Consider the following 18,467-nt stretch of genomic DNA (forward strand, 5'->3'; position numbering starts at 1 on the left):
CGCCAGTCCAGGCCGGAGAAGCGGTTAGTGTCTCACCACTGTCGACGTTGACAGGCCGCTGCATGACTACTCCCTTATGTGTTGCTGCGTGTTGACACTGGTCGTGTCTTGTATTCAGTCTGGCTCCGCAGCCAGAGTGGCCGGCAACTACCTCCCCGGGTGAACTATTGCGGGGACGGTTGACCACCCGGGTAGGGGAGGAGTGGCGGCTTTCATGCCGTGGAATTCCAAGTGGCGCGGCGCCGGAAGCTCGTGCCAAATCATCATCCTGGCTGGAGGCTTAATGGTTCCTCGCCCCGGACCTGTCCCTGCTGAAACCCTTGTGATTCAGTAGAGCTATGGCCGCACCCATAGAGGACTACGCGCTCCTGTCCAACCTCTCAACAGGGTGTCTAATCTCCCGACGGGGCAGCATCGACTGGCTCTGTTTGCCACGCTTCGACTCCGACTCAATCTTTGGCGCGCTCGTGGGGAATGAAGAACACGGCAGGTGGGTGCTTGCCCCCGTGCTGCCGGAGTCTGTCGTCGTAGACCGTCACTACTTGGCGTCGACTTTTGTTCTTGAGACAACGTGGCAGACGCCCACCGGCCAAGCCCGGGTCACCGAGTTCATGCCCGTCGGGGAAGGCCGTTCGTCGCTTGTGCGCCGGGTCACGGGCCTGAGCGGTACTGTCACCCTGCTACAGGAGCTGAGGATCCGCCCACGGTACGGTTCCCTACTGCCGTGGGTGAGCCGATATCGCGAGAACGCCACGCGCGGTGCTCCAATATTACTGGCCATGGCCGGACCGGATGCCTGGGCGCTGCGGGGGCGTCATCTTCCCCAGGCCCACGAGGGCCGGCACGCAGGGGAATTTGTGGTTACAGCTGGTGAGAGTGTGGACTTCGAGCTGACATGGTTTCCGTCCTATCGCGACGTGCCCCCGGGCGTCGATGTGGGCACTGCCCTTGAGGAGGCCACGGATTACTGGACCCGATGGGGTGGCCATTGCCGCCAGGATGGGGTATACGGGGGCGCAGTCCAGCGATCGCTGTTGGTGCTGCGCGCTCTGACGCACTATGAAACAGGAGGCATCGTCGCCGCTCCTACAACGTCACTGCCGGAGGATTTTGGCGGTTCACGCAACTGGGACTACCGATATTGCTGGCTTCGCGACGCGTCGTTGACACTGGAGTCCATGTTGACGCACGGCTACGAATCGGAGGCTCTGAAGTGGCGCAACTGGCTGTTGCGTGCCCTTGCCGGGGATCCGGAGGACATCCAGATCATGTATGGAGTCGCGGGGGAGAGGGACCTGCCGGAGAAAGAACTGGACCATCTGCCTGGCTACCAAGACGCGAAACCGGTACGGATTGGCAACGCTGCGGTCTCCCAGTACCAGGCGGATGTAGTGGGAGAAGTCCTGGTTTCCCTGGAAAGACTGCGGCTCGCCGGGGGGAGGGAAGACCACTTCTCCTGGGCATTACAGTGTGCCCTCTTAGGCTTTGTGGAGTATCACCTCGATGACAAAGACTTCGGTCTTTGGGAGATGAGGGGCAGTGCCCAATACTTCACGCATTCCAGAGTCATGATGTGGGCCGCATTCGACTGCGGGGTCCGGGCCGTTCGGGATCACGGATTGCAGGGCCCGTTGCAGCACTGGCAGGAGCTCCGTGAGGTGCTGCGGGCGGAAATATTGGATAGAGGCTTCAACCGCGATCTCGGGTCCTTCACCCAAACCTATGAGGGGCGACAGACGGACGCGGCACTGTTGGCCCTACCGCAGGTTGGATTCCTCGCATACTCGGACCAACGCATGCTCGGTACCGTTTCCCTGATCGAGAAGGAGCTCCTGACTCGCGAGGGTCTGCTTCTTCGGTACCGGACCGAGACCGGCGTCGACGGACTTGAACCGGGTGAACACCCATTTCTTGCGTGTTCCTTCTGGCTCGTGGAGCAGTATGCCCGCACCGCTCGCTGGACTGAAGCCAGGGCTCTGATGGACAAGCTCGTGGGGTTCTCCAATGAAGTCGGTCTGCTCAGCGAAGAATACGCAGTAAAGGAGCAACGGATGGCGGGGAACTTCCCGCAGGCATTTTCCCACTTAGCCCTTGTCCGGGCAGCGGATGCAATGCACGGGGTCGACCGCCTGAGTCTGGCGGTTGAGGAAACCGCTTGACGCCCTCTTACCGGCCACTGACGCCGTGAGTTCCGTGACGGGCGGGCGTGCACACTGTTTCAGGGGACCTGGGTGTCGGATGCTTTGGTGTTTTCGAGGGCGCCTGCGGGTTCCGGGGCGGGGGCCTGGCCCGCGCCGTAGCTGCCTAGCAGTGCCAGGGCATCGGCCGAAGGTGAGCCGGGTTTGGCGGAGTACACCCGCAACACCTGATCGGGATCGTCGGGCAGGAACAGGTTTTCGACACTCAATTCCAGGTCTCCTACAACCGGGTGGTGGAGTCGCACAGTGCCTGCGGATGCAGCGGCCACGCGGTGTCCGGCCCACCAGCGGCGGAAGTGTTCGCTTTGTACTGCGAGTTCGCCGACGAGCTGGTTGGCTTGGGCGTCGTTGGGGTGACGTCCGATATCGGCGCGCAGGCCTCCAACTGCTTCGGAGGCGACTGTTTTCCAGTCCCGGAAGAGTTCCCGTGCCCCCGGGTCGAGGTGGATCCAGCGGGTGAGGTTCCGCTCGGCCGCGGGCATGGCGGGGAAGTCAACGAAGAGGAGGAAGGCCAGGCCGTTTCCGGCCAGGACATCGGTGCGGCGGCCCAGGATCAGGGCGGGGACGTTCCCGACGGCGTCCAGCAGCTGGTGCAGCGCCGGGCGTACGGTCTGGGCCGGACTGGAGGGCCGGGAGTTGGCACAGTTCTCCAGCAGAGCAATCATGTGTGCCTGTTCCCCGGGGTCCAAGTTCAGTGCCCGGCCCACTGAACCGAGCACGGCCCGGGAGGGGTGGATATTGCGGCCCTGTTCCAGCCTGGTGTAGTAGTCGGTGCTGACATCGGCCAGCCGTGCGACCTCTTCACGCCGCAGCCCGGGGACCCGCCGGGATGCGGGGCCGGAGGGCAGCCCGGCCATCTCTGGCGTGATGCGTGACCGCATCGCCTTCAGGAACTTCCCGAACTCTGCACTTTGACCCATGTCTCCCATTCTCCATGCCCGTGCCTCCGCTTTCCATGGGCGAAGGTAGGACTGCCAGTCCTAGGAAAAGCAGGGCGTGGCGTACCTGCTGACTTGGCGGACGCTGGCACATAGCGTTTACTGCGTAGCCGGTCAGGTAACCCGGCGCCGCGCCGGGGCTTTTCCGGGCGAACAATCGTTCCCGTGCGGCTAATAAACCCGGCACGTTAATAGATGAGACAAGAAGACAACCATGGACTTTTCCTTTGTGATGGCGGCCTACGCCAACAGGACAATGAACCACGAGGCCCGCAGTGCATTACCGGACGCGCCTGTTGTTGCGCCACCACCCCCGAGGCAGCCAAGCCGAAGCGCCACGTACGCACGCAGACGTCTCGCTCCGCTGAAGGGGTGGCTGGCGGGTGCCCTGCACCAAGCCGCATGGGCTATTGAGCCTGACCCGCGGGCTGTGACCGGTCCGGGATATTTGAGCGCGGCTCCCATCCTTGCCGAGGACCGGCAAAGTGACACCGGGCCAGGCAGCCGGTGACTGAGGATGTCCTGAACCCCGCTAACGCCGTTCAGCCGGAGGCTCAGATCCCGTTGGTTGGGGGGATCGAAGTCCTCGGCTCGTCACTGTTGGTCCAGCTCTTGGTGGGCAGTTACGTCGGCCTCGTGAGCCGGGGCTGCGTAATTGCCAGGGGCTGGGTGGACCTGGTGGCAGCAGATGGGAATACCGCGTGGATCTGGCTCGATGGGGGAGGCGGGCGCCGTATCGTGCAGGCCCAGGAAGGGATCGGCCTCACCCTCATTGAGGAAAAGATCTAAGGTCGCTCACATCCACAGTGCGAGTATCCAAACCCCGGAAATTGGGGCAACAACCAAAGGAAACCGAACATATGAGCTATACCCCAGCGCATGACCGCTACGATTCCATGCCTTACCGCAGGGTCGGGCGCAGCGGACTGAAACTTCCGGCCGTTTCGCTCGGCCTCTGGCACAACTTCGGTGATGACAAGGCCTTCGAAACGCAAAGGGCCATCCTTCGCCGTGCTTTCGACCTTGGCGTCACGCACTTCGATCTGGCCAACAACTACGGTCCGCCGAGCGGCAGCGCGGAAACGAATTTCGGCCGGCACCTGGCGGATGATTTCAAAGCGCACCGTGACGAACTCGTCATCTCCACCAAAGCCGGATACCGCATGTGGCCCGGACCGTACGGGGAGTGGGGATCCCGGAAATACCTGTTGGCCAGCCTGGACCAGTCACTGGAACGCATGGGCCTGGACCACGTCGATATCTTCTACAGCCACCGCCCGGACCCGAACACGCCACTGGAGGAAACCATGGGCGCCCTCGACACCGCGGTCCGCTCGGGCCGGGCACTGTACGCCGGCATCTCCTCCTACTCACCCGAAAAAACCATCCAAGCCGCGGAAATCCTCGCCGATCTGGGCACACCGCTGCTCATTCACCAGCCCTCCTATTCCATGCTCAACCGGTGGACCGAACACGGTGACCCCAACCTGTTCCAGGCCCTCGAACAAGTCGGGGCGGGGTCCATCGCCTTCTCACCGCTGGCTCAGGGACTGCTGACCACACGCTATCTGGACGGTGTCCCGGAAGACTCCCGGGCAGCGGCGGGCAAGTCGCTGGCAAACACGCACCTCTCCCGGGAGAACCTGGCGCGAATCCGCGGCCTGAACGAGATCGCCGCCGAGCGCGGGCAGACCCTGGCCCAAATGGCCATCGCATGGGTCCTGCGCCCGCAGGAGAAGGGGACACCCGTCACCTCAGCCCTGATCGGAGCCAGCAGCGTCCGGCAACTTGAAGACAACCTCGCGGCAGTCTCGGGCCCGGAATTCACCAGCGAAGACCTCCAGGAAATAGACGAATTCGCCATCGAATCCGACATCAACCTATGGGCTGGAGCGCTCCAGGCCTAGACCCCCGCATTCTTCCAGAGCACTAACTCACCAACAGCGGCGTGCAACAACCCGGTCGCATCAAGGATGGGCCCTGCCGCACCCACACTGGTTACCCTGGCACCGGCGGCGCCCGGATACCGATGCCGCCCCCACCTACGAAAGAACTGATGATGTCCCAGACACAAGAAACAACCATCCCCACGGTCACCCTGAACAACGGCGTCCAGATCCCGCAACTCGGCTTCGGCGTGTTCCAGGTCCCCGAAGAGGACACCCAGCGCATTGTTGAGGACGCCCTGGAAGCCGGCTACCGCCACATCGACACCGCGGCCGCTTACCGGAACGAAGCCGGCGTGGGCGCCGCGATCGCCGCGTCGGGGATTCCTCGAGAGGAAATCTTCGTCACCACCAAGCTCCGGAACGGCGAGCAGGGGCTGGTCTACGAGGCCTTTCAGGACAGCCGAACCGCTTTGAACCTGGATTACGTGGATCTCTATCTGATTCACTGGCCTGTCCCGTCGCAGGGGCTCTTCACCGGAGCCTGGAAGGCCATGGAAAACCTGTACGGCGACGGTCTGACACGTGCTATCGGGGTGTCCAACTTCCTGGAACCACACCTGGACACCCTCCGCGCGTCGTCAGACATCATTCCGGCGGTCAACCAGATCGAAATCCACCCCACCTTCCAGCAGCGGGACCTCGTCGCCACGAGCCGGTCCCGGGGCATCGCCGTCGAGGCATACAGCCCCCTGGGCCAGGGGGCGGATCTGGACTCCGGCGCCGTGAGGTCCCTTGCCGCCAAGCACGCGGTCACGCCCGCCCAGATCGTGCTCGCGTGGCACCTTAGCACCGGCAACATCGCCATCCCGAAAACCTCCTCGGCTGACCGCATGCGGGAAAACTTCGAGGCCGCTGCGATTATTTTGACCGCCTCGGAACTGACGGCCGTCAACGAACTGGAAGAGGGCGCACGGATCGGGGCGGACCCGGCCACAGCCGCCTTTACGCAGTTCTAAGAGCCGGCTGCGGTGCCAGGGTGCGGGGACCCGCGAAGCGACTTGCTGCAGCATCGCGGGTCCTCGCACCTGGCAAGTTCGTGGGGCAATGACCTTTCGGTTTTGGACAAAATTCGCTATCGGCCCTGAGCCCGAGGGGCCGCGCGCTCGCCAACCCTGGGCGGTCGACGGGCCTACCGAATGCTTTCGAGGGTGATGACACCCCCTGAGAGTTCATTTGCCCGGGCACTTCCTCGATCATGCAAGTCAGCGGCGCGGACCGGCGGATAAGATCAAATCATGCCCGGACCCGCAGATGTTCTTGGCCCCATCCTGCAAGTGATGACGTGGGTGGGGTTCGTCCCCGGCATTCCGCTGCTCGTCGCCGGCCGGGTGATCGCCAAACGCCGCTGCCCGTGGACCAGCACTACCGCTGAGGTCTTCGAAGCTGGCGGTTACAAGGGTTTCCGCTGGTCCGACATTGACAACAAACTCCACCTTTCCCTGCACACCGCCGACGAAACGAACGGGCTGGAGCCAGGCAGCGAGGTCGTACTCCATTACGACGCGTGCCACCCGGCCCGGTGGCGGCTCAGCCCCCACCGGCACGATGACAGCATCATGACCATTGGTTGGATCCTGACCGTGGTTGGGGTCGTCTGCACCCTCGCCGGATTCATTCTATTGATGCTCTAAACGGTGAGACTCGGCGTGCTTCTCTATGTGACTGGAGTCCGCCAGGACATGACGGTACGGACCCTGATGTACGGAATGAAGTCGAAGGACCCTGCTCACTGGGCGCGGGTCATGGCCTGCACGTAGTGGATCCTTGCCGCGTTCAAGCGCGACTCTGAGCGGTGCTGAATTGCACTGAGCTCAGGCTCCGAGCTCGAGCACTATCCCGGTCAGACCGTGCAGCACGCTCGCGACGCCTGCGGTGACGGCGTCGCGCGCCAGTTCCGGGGTGACGGATGCCGTGTCCTGCTCCCCGGCAGCGCCGAGCCCGGTGCCGCGGAACGTCGCGCCGGACCAGACGACGGAAGTGACGTTTTCGGTGGGCTCGGGAAGCTGGGCACCGACAACGAGGAACTGCTGGGCTAGGTGCTGGGCGGTGAGCAGCGAGAACACGTCGATCACGCCGGTACCCGCCCCGACCACGAGATCAGCGTGCATCGCGACGGCCTCGTTGATGCGTGCTTCGACTTCGTCGTCGTCCGTTGCGGTAAGGGCATGCAGCTCGACGTCTTCGCGCTGAGCCCATCCGTCCACGGCGGCGACGAGTGTCTTCGTCGCGTCGTCGTTGCCCGCGGAGATGAGCACCACACGATACCCGTCGGGCGGCACGACGCCGTCCCAAGACCCGTCCTCGGGACTGACGGTCGCCTCGGGCGAGGGCGACGCGATGTCGCCGAGGAACCCCGCGCCCAGGGGCTGAACGGCCGACGGAGCGACGCTGACACTCGTGCATCCGGCCAGGAGCGCGACGGCCGCGGCCATCGCCACGACCTTTGCGACCGGGCGAGGCCGGGGGCGTAACGTCTTGGCTCCAGCCAGGCGGATTTTGTGGTCGGTCAAAGGAACTCACCTTCGGAGGAGTCGTTGGATCGCGGGCGGCTCGACGTGTCTGTCCCCAGTTTCCGCGCCGCCGAAACTATAGAATTACAGAGGCGCGCGGACGGCGGATGTCGGAAAGGTAAACAACAAGGAAACGGTCGTTCGCGCCACCCAGCCTTGGCGCTGGCGTCATGGTCAACTCACGTCTGATTCGTCCGTTTCTCCGCCCCATTGCGGAGCTCCCGGGGCCCGTACGCTCCCGGCGTAGCATTCTCCCGAAGTTCGCTTGGTGGACGAGTATCGTTCACCAAACTGGGGAAATGTGCGGGGCTCACCCCTTAGGAGCCCCATGAAACAGCATCGCCCCCGCCTTCCATTCGCCGCCATCGCCGGGACCCTCGTGGCCACCGCAGCCGTGAGCGCCGTACTGCAGGTCACCCCCGCCGAGGCTCACGGATTCGCGTCGACCGTCTACGTAAAAGTCACCGCGCCCGCCCACGACCGGGTGCGTACGGAGATCGACCTCGAGTACGACCTGCTCGTCGCCTCCGCCGCGGACACCGAGAACGACCCGGACTTCTACGCGGTCGGGATGGACCTGTTCGAGACAGGGGACGAGCAGGACGCCCTCGACGCCCACGCGGACACGGTCAAGAAGTACGTCACCGAACGCTTCACCGTCACGGCCGACGGCGAGCCCTGCGTGCCATCGCAGGTGGGCGGTCTTAGCGTGCACGAACGCGACGGCGTCCCGTATGCACTGTTGGTCCTTGACCACTCCTGTTCCGCGGTGTCCGCCGCTGAGGACGGCGTGGCACACGAATTGCGGAGCGCTCTGTTCCCGGACGCGGAAAACTACGTGAGCGACACCAAGACAATCGCAACGTACGACCTCGACGGCCGGTCCGGCAGCGCCGCGCTCGATGCGGCGCACCCGTCGTTCTCCACCGGGAAGAGCTGGACTGAGCGGTTCGGAGAGTTTTTCCTGCTGGGAGCCGAGCATCTACTTGGCGGCCTCGACCACCTCCTGTTCCTCCTGGCCCTCATCGTCGGCTCGCGGCGTCTGCGTGACGTCGTGCTCGCGGCGACGACCTTCACGGTGGCGCACTCGGTGACGTTCCTTCTCGCCGCGCTTGGCCTGGTCGCGGTGCCGTCGGCTGTCGTGGAGCCGCTCATCGCGTTGTCGATCGCAGTTGTCGCCGCCGGGTACCTATGGCGGCTGTGGCGCCGTCCGGCGAATGCCACCGCGCTCCAGCCCGGGCGAGGGGGCCGCCTCAGCCTGGACCGAACCGACTGGACGCGGCTCGCTGTCGTGTTCTTCTTCGGCCTCGTTCATGGCCTCGGCTTCGCCGGGGCGCTGGGGATCGACGAGGCCTGGTCTTGGGTGCTGCTGTGGTCGCTGATTGTCTTCAATGGCGGCATCGAGGTGGTGCAGCTGGGCATCATCGCCGTTGCCTTCCCGCTGCTGGCCCTGCTGGGCAGTCGGGCCCCGCGCGTCGGCCTCTGGACGGGCGCCGTCGTGGCCGCTGGCGTGACCGCCATGGGCCTGATCTGGTTCGTAGAACGCGGCCTCGGCCTGGGGTGACCTCCCAGTCCTAGGACTGACATGCCTACCCTCCTCACCCCCCCGTTCTGTCGCCATTCAGTCCCCGTTCACCAACCCGGTTCATGTTGGAACAGCGCATCCGCGCTCTCAGGTAACTCACATGAAAAATGAGGAAAAGACACATGTTGATTAATGAAGCGACTCTGGTCTCCGCGCCAGTGCGCCGCCGTGCGTCCGCGCGCATTGCGGCGCCGCTTATCGCCCTCGCTGTAGTACTCAGCGGCGGGTCCATCGCGGCGGTCAGCGCCGCCGCGGCCACCTCCACCTACTCCGACATCGTGCTCGGCGTCGGCTCCGACCAGGCGCACCGCAACATCGCCTGGTATTCCTCGGTCGACACCGCCCAGGTGGCGCAGTTCGCCCGGGCGTCCGACGTCGTCAACGGAGCCTTCCCGACGTCGGCCGTCACCGTCCCGGCCACGGGCGGCCCCACTACGAGCGGCGAGTTCAACCGCTTCGCGACATTCGAGGGACTTAAGCAGAACACCACCTACGTCTACCGCGTCGGTAGCGAGGAGGGTGGCTGGTCCGCCAGTTACTCGTTCCGCACGCAGAAATTCAATGGTGACTTCGACTTCTTGTTCTTCGGCGATCCGCAGCTCGGTTCGTCCGGCAACCTGGCGAGCGACACCGCGGGCTGGGCCGACACACTCGATGTCGCCACCGCGACGTACCCAGACGCCGAACTGCTCTTCTCGGCCGGCGACCAGGTGGAGAAGGCAACAGACGAGACCCAGTATGCGTCGTTCCTCTCGCCCGACGCGCTCCGCGAGATCCCGTTCGTGGCGACCAATGGCAACCACGACGTCGGCTCAAAGGCGTACGAGCAGCACTTCAACACGCCGAACACGGACCGCACGGCTGGCCCCAACACGGGTACGGGCTCTGGCGGCGACTATTGGTTCATCCACAAGGACGTCCTGTTCATGGACATCAACTCGAACAGCCGCGACTTCGCCTCGCACATCGACTGGATGCGAAAGGTCGTCGCCGAGCACGGGGACAAGACCAAGTGGCAGATGCTCGCCTTCCACCACTCGATCTACTCGCCCGGCCCGCACGCCACGGACGCTGACGTAGCCGACCGCAGGAATAACCTGCCGACGGCCATTTCGGAGCTCGGCATCGACCTCGTGCTCCAGGGGCACGACCACAGCTACGCGCGCAGCTACCTCCTCAACAAAGGCGAAAAGGCCAACCCTGCCGAGGAGGCCGGCGCCGACACCGTCGCGGCAGGCCCGGGTGGCGTGCTGTACGTGACATCGAACTCGGCGTCCGGCTCGAAGTACTACAACCTGCAGCCGCAGGGCTTCCCGTGGCTGTCTGTCTCCAACCAGGAGTATGTGCGCAACTACACTGCTGTCGAGGTCACCGGCAAGGCGATCACCGTCAAAACGCTTCGCAGCGAGGCCAACGGCACCGACAAGCCTGTGAACAGCATCGTTGATCAGGTCACCCTGCTCGACAAGGCGCGGGGCAACGCCAAGGGCTGATTACACTGAGCACGCACAGCTGGTGACGGTGTCCTCGTCCACGCTTACCTCACTACGCTGAGTTGATCCGGCCAAAAACCGGTCGGGGTGGATGCCCTCGCGGCATTCACCCCGGCCGGTTTTTTCGTTCCCCTTCCGAACTCTCCCTTCGGATGGAGGAACGCCGGCCCCGGCCATCACCACTGGTCGACGGCAAGGCGTTGACCGGGTCGTTGCCTCGGCTTCATCGGCGTCATTCCCTACGCAGCCGCAGCCCTCTTCGTCTTCTACTGGAGCAACCGGTCCGACAGGACCGGCGAACGCGCGGCCCATGCCAGCATCAGCATGCTCATAGCCGCCACCGGGCCGACCGGCGCCGCGTTCCTCCTGCCGGTCAACCCTGTGGCTGCACTCGTATTCCTCAGCATTGCCGCCATGGGCGTCTTCTCCGCGACCGCCCGGCTCCTCTCGAACGGCGCGAACGTGCCGGGGAGCCCGTTTTCAAGCGTCACTCCGGGCCAGAAATACTTGGCACACGGATTTCCTCCCGCTAATCCCCGTCGGATATCCCAACTACAGGGAAAGGTAGGACTCCGCGTCCTAGGAAAAGCAGGGCCAGGAAAACTTGCTGACCATGCCGCGCGACGTGCGTATCGTCAATGAGGTACGCCTCAGGAAACCGGTTCCCGCGCCACTCTGCCAGCGCAGGTGCCTAGGACGCCCTAGAAATCAGCGAAACCTACACGCTCATCGACACATCACGAGGGCCGTAGTACCTGGCCGCATGCACCGGTCGTAGCGGAACGACGCGCTGGAGGCACACGCAGAAGGCTGAGCGACTTGCGGGGCTGGCAGGCCAGCGTCCTGCATCAGGCCGCGCGGGCAGTTCGGCGCCCCCTCGGGCTGTACCGAGACCGATAGGGAGGCCGCCGCGGCCCTGGCCGCGGGATGTCGAGTTTGATGGATAAAGCAAAGGGAATAATCATGAGAATTGCAGTGACAGGTGGAAGCGGAAAGCTGGGGCGGCATGTGGTCCGCAGGCTCGTCGGGGAGGGGCACGAGGTGCTGAACCTGGACCGTGCGGGGGAGAGGAGTCCAGGGCTGGCCATCGTAGACTTGCGCAATTACGGACAGGTGCTGGATGTGCTTTTGGGGCTGGATGACCGGCACAGCGGCTTCGACGCCATCGTGCACCTGGGCGCCATTCCCGCACCGGGCATCGTCCCTGACGCCGCCACGTTCGAGAACAACATGCTCTCCACCTACAACGTGTTCCAGGCGGCCCGCCGAGCCGGCATAAAGAACGTGGTGTACGCCTCCAGCGAGACGGTGCTGGGACTGCCGTTCGACGTCGACCCTCCGTACATCCCGGTGGATGAGGAATACGCGGCCCGGCCGGAAAGCACCTATTCGCTGGTGAAGCACCTGGAGGAGCAGATGGCGGTGGAGCTGACCCGCTGGGACCCGGAGCTGAGCATCACGGGTCTGCGGTTCTCCAACGTCATGGACGCCGAGGATTATGAACGGTTCCCGTCATTCGACTCCGATGTCAGGCTGCGCAAGTGGAACCTGTGGGGGTATATCGACGGGCGGGACGGAGCGCAGGCCGTCGCCCGCGCGCTGGAGAACGGCAAGCCCGGGTTCGAGGCGTTCATCATCGCGAACTCGGATACGGTCATGAGCCGTTCTAGTGCCAGCCTGGCCGCCGAGGTGTTTCCCGACGTCAAGCTTGTCAAGGACCTGGGCGAGCACGAGACCATGCTCTCCATCGACAAAGCAAGGCGGCTGCTGGGCTTCGAACCCGAACACAGCTGGCGCGCCTACCTCTCCAACAAGACCACCCCCACCGAGAACTGAGGAGCATCATGCAGTACCGCACACTGGGCAACAGCGGCGCCGTGGTTTCGAACTACGCGCTGGGAACCATGACGTTTGGGGCCGAGGCCACCGAGGAAACGTCCCACGCCATCCTGGATAACTATGTTGCCGCGGGCGGCAACTTCATCGACACCGCTGATGTTTACAGCGCCGGCGTATCGGAGGAAATCATCGGACGCTGGCTCGCGCGGCGGCCCGAAGATAGGGACCGCGTGGTCCTGGCCACCAAGGGGCGCTTCCCCATGGGCGAGGCCCCCAACGACGTTGGCACGTCCCGCCGGCACCTGACCCGGGCTTTGGATGATTCCCTCCGCCGTCTTGGTGTGGAGCAGATTGACCTATACCAAATGCATGCGTGGGACCCCATCACACCGCTGGAGGAGACGCTCCGGTTCCTGCACGACGCCGTCAGCAGCGGCAAGATCGCCTACTACGGCTTCTCCAACTTCCTGGGCTGGCAGCTGACCAAAGCCGTCCACGTGGCGAAAGCCCACTGCTGGAGCGCCCCCGTAACCCTGCAGCCGCAATACAGCCTGTTGGTCCGCGAGATCGAGTCGGAAATCGTCCCGGCCTCGCTCGACGCAGGAATCGGGCTTTTGCCATGGTCGCCGCTGGGTGGCGGGTGGCTCTCCGGCAAGTACAAGCGCGACCAGCCGCCCGCCGGTGCGACCCGGCTCGGCGAGAATCCCAACCGAGGCATGGAAGCGTGGCAGGCCCGCAACGACGACCCTCGCACCTGGGACATCATCGGAACGGTGGAAAAGACTGCTGCTGACCATGGTGTGAGCGCCTCGCAGGTGGCCCTGGCCTGGCTGGCGGACCGGCCCGCGGTGACGTCTGTGATCCTCGGCGCCCGGAACATCGAGCAGCTGGAAGACAACCTTGCCGCTGCGGACCTCGAGCTGCTTCCCGAGGAATCAGAGCGCCTGACCCAGGCCAGCCATTCGCGCGTCGGGGTGTATCCCTATGGCCCCATGGCACATGAACAGCGCGGCCGGAAGATTGAAGGCGGCAGGTAACCCAAGGCCCCATGAGAGGCGGAACCGGCCCTTAGGCCGGCGCCACTAGCATGAGGCCCCCCCGTTATGACGAAGGGGCAGACGAACAGGGCAACCCATCGAGGTGGTCGACCGGCCAAAAGACACCGTCATGGCCGCGGCCGATGGCAGCACCACCACGACCCGCTCTCCTCTCGATACCTTTGATGACGTCCACACCGACAGCTCTGGGACGCGGCTTTCAGACGCCCAGACCATCCGGAATCTCGTCGACGAAGGTGCGCTCGCTGAGGCAACCGGTGTGGACTACTTCGGGATCGGGGCGCCCAGGCTGATCTGGGAGGGGCGTAGCCTTCCCCGCAATATGCGTGGTGAGGCCCTGCTGTTTGACCGTGTCAAAACCAAATCGACGATATCGGGGGAGAACCGTCCGATCCCGTCATTGAAGGAGCCGGGAGATTCCAGTGGGCCCAGTCCTGGGGGCGGGTGGTGGGCCGGCCGAGGAAGTAGCCTTGCACAGCTGACACGCCGAGAACGGCGACAGCTGCCAGTTCGTCATTGGTCTCGATCCCTGCGGCGATGAGCGCTGCTCTGAGCTGCTCGGCGAAGCCGACCATGGTCTCGCCGAAGGCATGGCGGAGGGTGTCCGTATCGATTCCGGCGATGATGCTGCGGTCTATTTTGATGATGTCGGGTTGGAGCTGCCTGATGTGGCGGATCGAGTCGAAGTACGAGCCGGCGTGGTCGATCGCGAGCCGGACTCCACGCTGTCGCAGGGGTGCAAGCGCGGCGACTAGGGCGGCGGCCTGTTCCGCGGTCAGAGCTTCGGTGAGTTCAAGGACCATGCGGGCAGGGGCCAGCATGGACTCCCCAAGCAATCCCGGCAGCAGAGGGTCCAAGCAGGTGGCCGGGGACAGTTTCAGCGCCACGTACAGGTGTGGCGGGAGGTGCTGCGCGGCGGCGAGGGCGGACTCCAGCGCCGCGAATTCGAGCTCGCTCCCGAGCCGTGCTTCGGCGGCTTCCGCGAACCAGTAGCCCGCGCTGTCGCTCCCGTCGGTGACGAACCGTGTGAACGCTTCGACGCCAACGGCGGAGCCGGTGGAGAGATCGTAGATCGGCTGAAAAGCGGTCAGCAGCATCCTGCCTTTCAGCACCGCCTCGATCCGCGAGGCGCGCTCCGCCGCTGCCGGGGTTCCGGCTTGCGGCTGGCTGGCGGACCCGGCGGCCGGGGGTGGCACCTTCGAGGTGCCGGTGGGGAGCCTGGTCGGGGACCTGAGGGAAATCAGGTGTTCCTTCAGTGCTGTTTCCGGGTGCCCGGGGTGGGCGGCAAGGTGCTCGCGAAGCTGATCCCGGACACGGCTTTGCTCCGGCGCGGGGTCTGAAAGCACTGTGTCGATAATGGCCGAGGCTTGCCGGCGTACCCCCGAAGTGTCATTGCGGGAAGGGCCGCCGGGTGCCGGGTCCGCGGGATGTTGGCTTTCGGAGAATGTAGGCCAGGCCGATGGGTCCATACACATGGGCTATTCCTTTGTTCCACGTTCCGGCTGAGCCCGGAACCGGCCCGCCTCTTCCGGAATCCAGCATCCGGGATCCCGGAGACGGCAGGCCGTGAAAGGGACTGTACCACGGTGCCGACGCGGCAGGAAGGGACGCGCATGTTTGCCGGAGACCTCAAAATGACAGATAATTCAACTGAATGACAAAGCGCGTTGTCATGTATTGACAATTTTGTTATTCGCATCAATTGGGCGGCGCCCGTCGCGACGACGACCACAAGGTCCGGGAACTCGTGCCTCGGGGAAAATGCCGTCGTCCTTGACTTGGGGGAGGCCCGCGATGGCTGGACCATTTGAACTTTTTCTCGACGCGCACTCACGGTACCGGTTCCGGCTAAAGGCTCCTGACGGGACGGTCATGGCCGTTTCGAAAGCCTTCGACGACAAGCCGTCGGCGGTGTCCGGGATCCGACACGTGCGGGAGTACGCAGGGACGGGACTGATCCGGGATCTGTCTGCAGGCGAGCCGCAGACGCCGTGGTTGGGCCCCCGTTAGCAGTCCAGCGTTCATGCGATAGCTGGTTGATTTTTCTTGCGTCCAGTTTCCCAGTAACGTTTCGGCGTCATGCCGTCCAAGGATCCGTCGGGCCGTTCATGATTGTAGATGGCCTTCCATTCCTCGCCAAATACCTGGTTTCGGCCATGGTGTCCATGATTTCTCCGGAGAATTGTTCCCTTCTGAACTGGGCGTTGAACGATTCGATGAACGCGGTCTCCACGCCTACGGTGTTATACCAGTCGATCAGTGCCGCGGCCGTGAATCCCGGCCCGTTGTCACAACTGAGGTAGGCCCGTGCGGCGGCGGTTTCTGCGATGATGTTCTCGATTTCCGCGAAGACGTCCGGGGCTTTGAACGACCTGCGTGGGACGACTACCAACGGCGGCAGCCCACGCCGTAATCGTCTAAAGCAGGAAACCCCGACGGCGGGTGGCTGGCAAATGCTGCCGGCCACCCGCCGTCGGGGTTTAGTCACAGGTGCGTCGGTTGCATCTGCGCGCTTAACGCTCCGGCTGCAGGTCCTTGCTCCAGACCACCGTGCCGTTGGCGTCGCGCAGGCTGACGGAGAAGACATCGTCCTCGCCGAGGTCCACGTGTCCGAAGAACTGGCTCTCTCCGGTGCGCGGGGAATCGTTGGAGTAGCGGCCGGCCTTGTAGAAGGCGACTTCCGGTCCGAACGTGCCATCCAGTTTGCTTGGCCCGAAGCTGCCCGCGTTGATGGGGCCGGCCACGAACTCCCAGAAGGGGTCGAAGTCGTTGAACGCAGCGCGCTCCGGCGAGTAGTGGTGTGCCGCGCAGTAGTGGACGTCGGCCGTCAGCCATACCGCATTCTTCACACGGTTCTTTTTGAAGGCGGACAGCACCCGGGCGATCTCGAGCTCCTTGCCCAAGGGGGCGCCGGCGTCGCCGTTTGACACGGACTCCTGGTTCACCGGCCCGTCCCCCACCAACAGTCCGAGCGGAAGGTCGTTGGAAATGACCTTCCAGGTGGCCTTGGACTTGCTGACCTCCTTTATCAACCAGTCAGCCTGCTCCTGGCCGAGGATGTGGGTCAGGTTCGTTTCCTTGCCGTTCGTGTTGGGGTCCTTGAAGGAGCGCATGTCCAGGCAGAAGATGTCCAGCTGCGGGCCCCGGGAGATCTTGCGGTAGATGCGTTCCGGTTCGAAGCCGGTGCTGCCGTCGCTGAGCTGGGCGATCGGCTGGTATTCCTGCCACGCCTGGCGGCCGCGGGCGGCGAGCACGTCCACCCGGCGTTCGGTGTAGCGGGGGTCGTCGATGATCTGCCCCGGGTACCAGTTGTTGCGGGTTTCATGGTCGTCCCATTGGGGTATCACCGGGACCTCGGCGTACATGGCCCGGATATTCTTGTCCATCATGTTGTAGCGGTGCCGGCCGCGGTACTCGTTGAGCGTCTCCGCTACCTTGGACACCTCTTCGGTGACCAGGTTCCGCCAGATGCTCCCGTCCGGCTCGGTGACCTGTGCGGCGATGGGACCGTCGGCGTAGATCGTGTCGCCGGAGTTGATAAAGAAGTCAGGGCGGGTGGCGTGCATGGCGGCGTAGCCGCGCATGCCGCCGATCTCCTCGTTGATCCCCCAGCCCTGGCCCGCGGTGTCGGCGCTCCAGACAAAGCTCTGCCCGCCGGGCGTGCGGCCGCTGCGGAGCTTGCCCATGCCCGGTGCGGTGCTGAAGGATCCCTGTGCGGTTTCGCCGGCGTTGCCCTCGGCGTCTTCGAAGTGCATATTGAGCGCGAACCGGGTGCCGGACGGAAGGCCGCGGGCGTTGATCTTGGAGGTGAAGTCAGTTGATTTGCTCGCGGTGGTCCCCCGCAGCACCCGTTGGAAGGCGCGGCCCCCGCGGAGCGGGGACCCGCCCTCGTCGACAGCCAGCAGGCTGGCCACCAGGCGGCCCGGGCCGGACGCGCGGGACCATAGAACGCCGGAATCGGCGGTGACATCGCCAGTTGAGATGCCGGATGGGAGCGTCAGGCGGTTGCGGACCAGCGCGACGCCGGACGGCCGGGCCGCGTGGGCGGTTGCGGGAAGGACGGCGGCGGCACCGGCGGCGGCGATGGCACCTTTGAGGATGGTTCGGCGGGTGAAGGGAGTCATGGATTCATCGTTGACGGAGAAGGTAAACCGCCGGTGGCGAGGGCGTTAATACTCTAGTGGGGAGCCTGGGTTTCATTGGACCTGTCACCGGCGGCGGATTAGGACTAAGATGCCGCCCCAACCAGACCAGACCGCCGGCCTTCGGGTATCCAGGAGGATGCAGTCTGATTTACCCTTCGCGACGCTCGACTCCGGAGGGAACCTCCGCCCGCTGCCCTTATGCCATCACCGGCCAGGTGGGCGTCGACCGCAACCCCGGCGGCCCCATGACGGAGGTGAGCTTTGCACAAATGCAGCAGGACTTCACGAAGGGCCTCGTAACGCTGGGGACCTCCAACTCCAACGGCAAGTTGGTATCCAACCATTCCTACGCCTTGCTGGGCGTGAATTCCTCCGACCAAACCGTCGTGGTGGGAAATCCCGAGGGCGGCCAAGAGACGCTGTCGTTTGAGACCTTCCAGTCAACGAACATCAACCAGTACATCGCGATCCCGGAATATCGCTAAGAATCCGCTCATAGTGCGGTCATTGCCCTGGTGCCAGTAGTGGCCCCCCAATCCGTCCACTCCGGAGAGAACGACAGAGGCAATAGGGAGGGATCGCACCTGCCGGGGAATCCGCCTCGAAGACCAACGGTTATCGAAGATCAGCGGTTGTGGACGGTCTCATCAACTGGGCTCGTGGCGCGAAACCTCACCAAAGACACCAGGTACCGGATTCGGCGTCCACGGTGACTGGCGGACGCCCGCCTGAAGCCACTTCTGCGTCGCGCT

The 18,467-nt window shown here is 64.2% G+C and carries 15 protein-coding genes and 1 pseudogene; 11 read left to right on the forward strand and 5 right to left on the reverse strand.

Translation table 11 applies throughout. The annotated features are described in order from the left end of the window. Positions 1–338 precede the first annotated feature (338 nt). Positions 339–2,159, forward strand: a complete 1,821-nt coding sequence (locus ACFRJ8_RS15355) for a glycoside hydrolase family 15 protein (RefSeq protein WP_377987015.1) — start codon at positions 339–341, stop codon at positions 2,157–2,159. 59 nt (positions 2,160–2,218) lie between these two features. On the opposite strand, the gene ACFRJ8_RS15360 is transcribed toward ACFRJ8_RS15355, so the two are convergent. Next, positions 2,219–3,118 (reverse strand): helix-turn-helix transcriptional regulator, encoded by a 900-nt coding sequence (locus ACFRJ8_RS15360; protein ID WP_377987016.1) that lies wholly within the window; start codon positions 3,116–3,118, stop codon positions 2,219–2,221. A 525-nt stretch (positions 3,119–3,643) separates the two neighbouring features. Between ACFRJ8_RS15360 and ACFRJ8_RS15365 the strand changes: the two genes are divergently transcribed. The 4 genes from ACFRJ8_RS15365 (at position 3,644) to ACFRJ8_RS15380 (ending at position 6,716) form a co-directional block, all read left to right on the forward strand. Next, positions 3,644–3,925 carry a hypothetical protein gene (locus tag ACFRJ8_RS15365; protein ID WP_377987017.1) on the forward strand — a complete coding sequence of 94 codons (282 nt, stop codon included), beginning with the start codon at positions 3,644–3,646 and terminating at the stop codon, positions 3,923–3,925. 71 nt (positions 3,926–3,996) lie between these two features. After that, the gene (gene mgrA / locus ACFRJ8_RS15370) at positions 3,997–5,043 is read left to right on the forward strand and encodes an L-glyceraldehyde 3-phosphate reductase (protein ID WP_377987018.1); all 1,047 of its coding nucleotides are present in this window, start codon (positions 3,997–3,999) and stop codon (positions 5,041–5,043) included. 152 nt (positions 5,044–5,195) lie between these two features. Next, positions 5,196–6,041: an aldo/keto reductase gene (locus ACFRJ8_RS15375; protein WP_377987019.1), complete on the forward strand. Its 846-nt coding sequence runs from the start codon at positions 5,196–5,198 to the stop codon at positions 6,039–6,041. Between the two features lie 279 nt (positions 6,042–6,320). After that, positions 6,321–6,716: a hypothetical protein gene (locus tag ACFRJ8_RS15380; protein ID WP_377987020.1), complete on the forward strand. Its 396-nt coding sequence runs from the start codon at positions 6,321–6,323 to the stop codon at positions 6,714–6,716. Positions 6,717–6,896: 180 nt separating this feature from the next. Here ACFRJ8_RS15380 and ACFRJ8_RS15385 read toward each other — a convergent pair whose 3' ends face one another. Beyond that, entirely contained in the window at positions 6,897–7,595 is a 699-nt protein-coding gene (locus tag ACFRJ8_RS15385) for a BMP family ABC transporter substrate-binding protein (RefSeq protein WP_377987021.1), read from the reverse strand. A gap of 328 nt (positions 7,596–7,923) precedes the next feature. On the opposite strand from ACFRJ8_RS15385, the gene ACFRJ8_RS15390 reads away from it, so the two are divergent. From ACFRJ8_RS15390 to ACFRJ8_RS15405, 4 genes are all read left to right on the forward strand, one after another. Next, a complete protein-coding gene (locus ACFRJ8_RS15390) occupies positions 7,924–9,159 on the forward strand; it encodes a HupE/UreJ family protein (RefSeq protein WP_377987022.1) in 1,236 nt (411 codons plus the stop codon). 143 nt (positions 9,160–9,302) lie between these two features. Then, positions 9,303–10,673 carry a fibronectin type III domain-containing protein gene (locus tag ACFRJ8_RS15395; protein WP_377987023.1) on the forward strand — a complete coding sequence of 457 codons (1,371 nt, stop codon included), beginning with the start codon at positions 9,303–9,305 and terminating at the stop codon, positions 10,671–10,673. 963 nt (positions 10,674–11,636) lie between these two features. After that, positions 11,637–12,509, forward strand: a complete 873-nt coding sequence (locus ACFRJ8_RS15400; protein ID WP_377987024.1) for an NAD-dependent epimerase/dehydratase family protein — start codon at positions 11,637–11,639, stop codon at positions 12,507–12,509. 8 nt (positions 12,510–12,517) lie between these two features. Beyond that, positions 12,518–13,549, forward strand: coding sequence for an aldo/keto reductase (locus tag ACFRJ8_RS15405; RefSeq protein ID WP_377987025.1), 1,032 nt, complete (start codon positions 12,518–12,520; stop codon positions 13,547–13,549). Between the two features lie 374 nt (positions 13,550–13,923). Here ACFRJ8_RS15405 and ACFRJ8_RS15410 read toward each other — a convergent pair whose 3' ends face one another. Continuing rightward, positions 13,924–14,916, reverse strand: a complete 993-nt coding sequence (locus ACFRJ8_RS15410) for an EAL domain-containing protein (RefSeq protein WP_377987026.1) — start codon at positions 14,914–14,916, stop codon at positions 13,924–13,926. Positions 14,917–15,364: 448 nt separating this feature from the next. Here ACFRJ8_RS15410 and ACFRJ8_RS15415 point away from each other — a divergent pair, with 448 nt between their 5' ends. Next, positions 15,365–15,580: a YegP family protein gene (locus tag ACFRJ8_RS15415; protein WP_377987027.1), complete on the forward strand. Its 216-nt coding sequence runs from the start codon at positions 15,365–15,367 to the stop codon at positions 15,578–15,580. Positions 15,581–15,591: 11 nt separating this feature from the next. Here ACFRJ8_RS15415 and ACFRJ8_RS15420 read toward each other — a convergent pair. After that, positions 15,592–15,962: pseudogene (locus tag ACFRJ8_RS15420) on the reverse strand (integrase core domain-containing protein); the annotation flags it as partial. A 121-nt stretch (positions 15,963–16,083) separates the two neighbouring features. Further along, positions 16,084–17,694 carry an alkaline phosphatase D family protein gene (locus ACFRJ8_RS15425; protein ID WP_377987028.1) on the reverse strand — a complete coding sequence of 537 codons (1,611 nt, stop codon included), beginning with the start codon at positions 17,692–17,694 and terminating at the stop codon, positions 16,084–16,086. Positions 17,695–17,969: 275 nt separating this feature from the next. Between ACFRJ8_RS15425 and ACFRJ8_RS15430 the strand changes: the two genes are divergently transcribed. Further along, positions 17,970–18,200: a hypothetical protein gene (locus tag ACFRJ8_RS15430; RefSeq protein WP_377987029.1), complete on the forward strand. Its 231-nt coding sequence runs from the start codon at positions 17,970–17,972 to the stop codon at positions 18,198–18,200. The last annotated feature ends 267 nt before the right edge of the window (positions 18,201–18,467 follow it).

Origin of the sequence: Arthrobacter sp. NPDC056886, from assembly GCF_042788715.1 — a bacterium.
Taxonomy (GTDB): Bacteria; Actinomycetota; Actinomycetes; order Actinomycetales; family Micrococcaceae; genus Arthrobacter.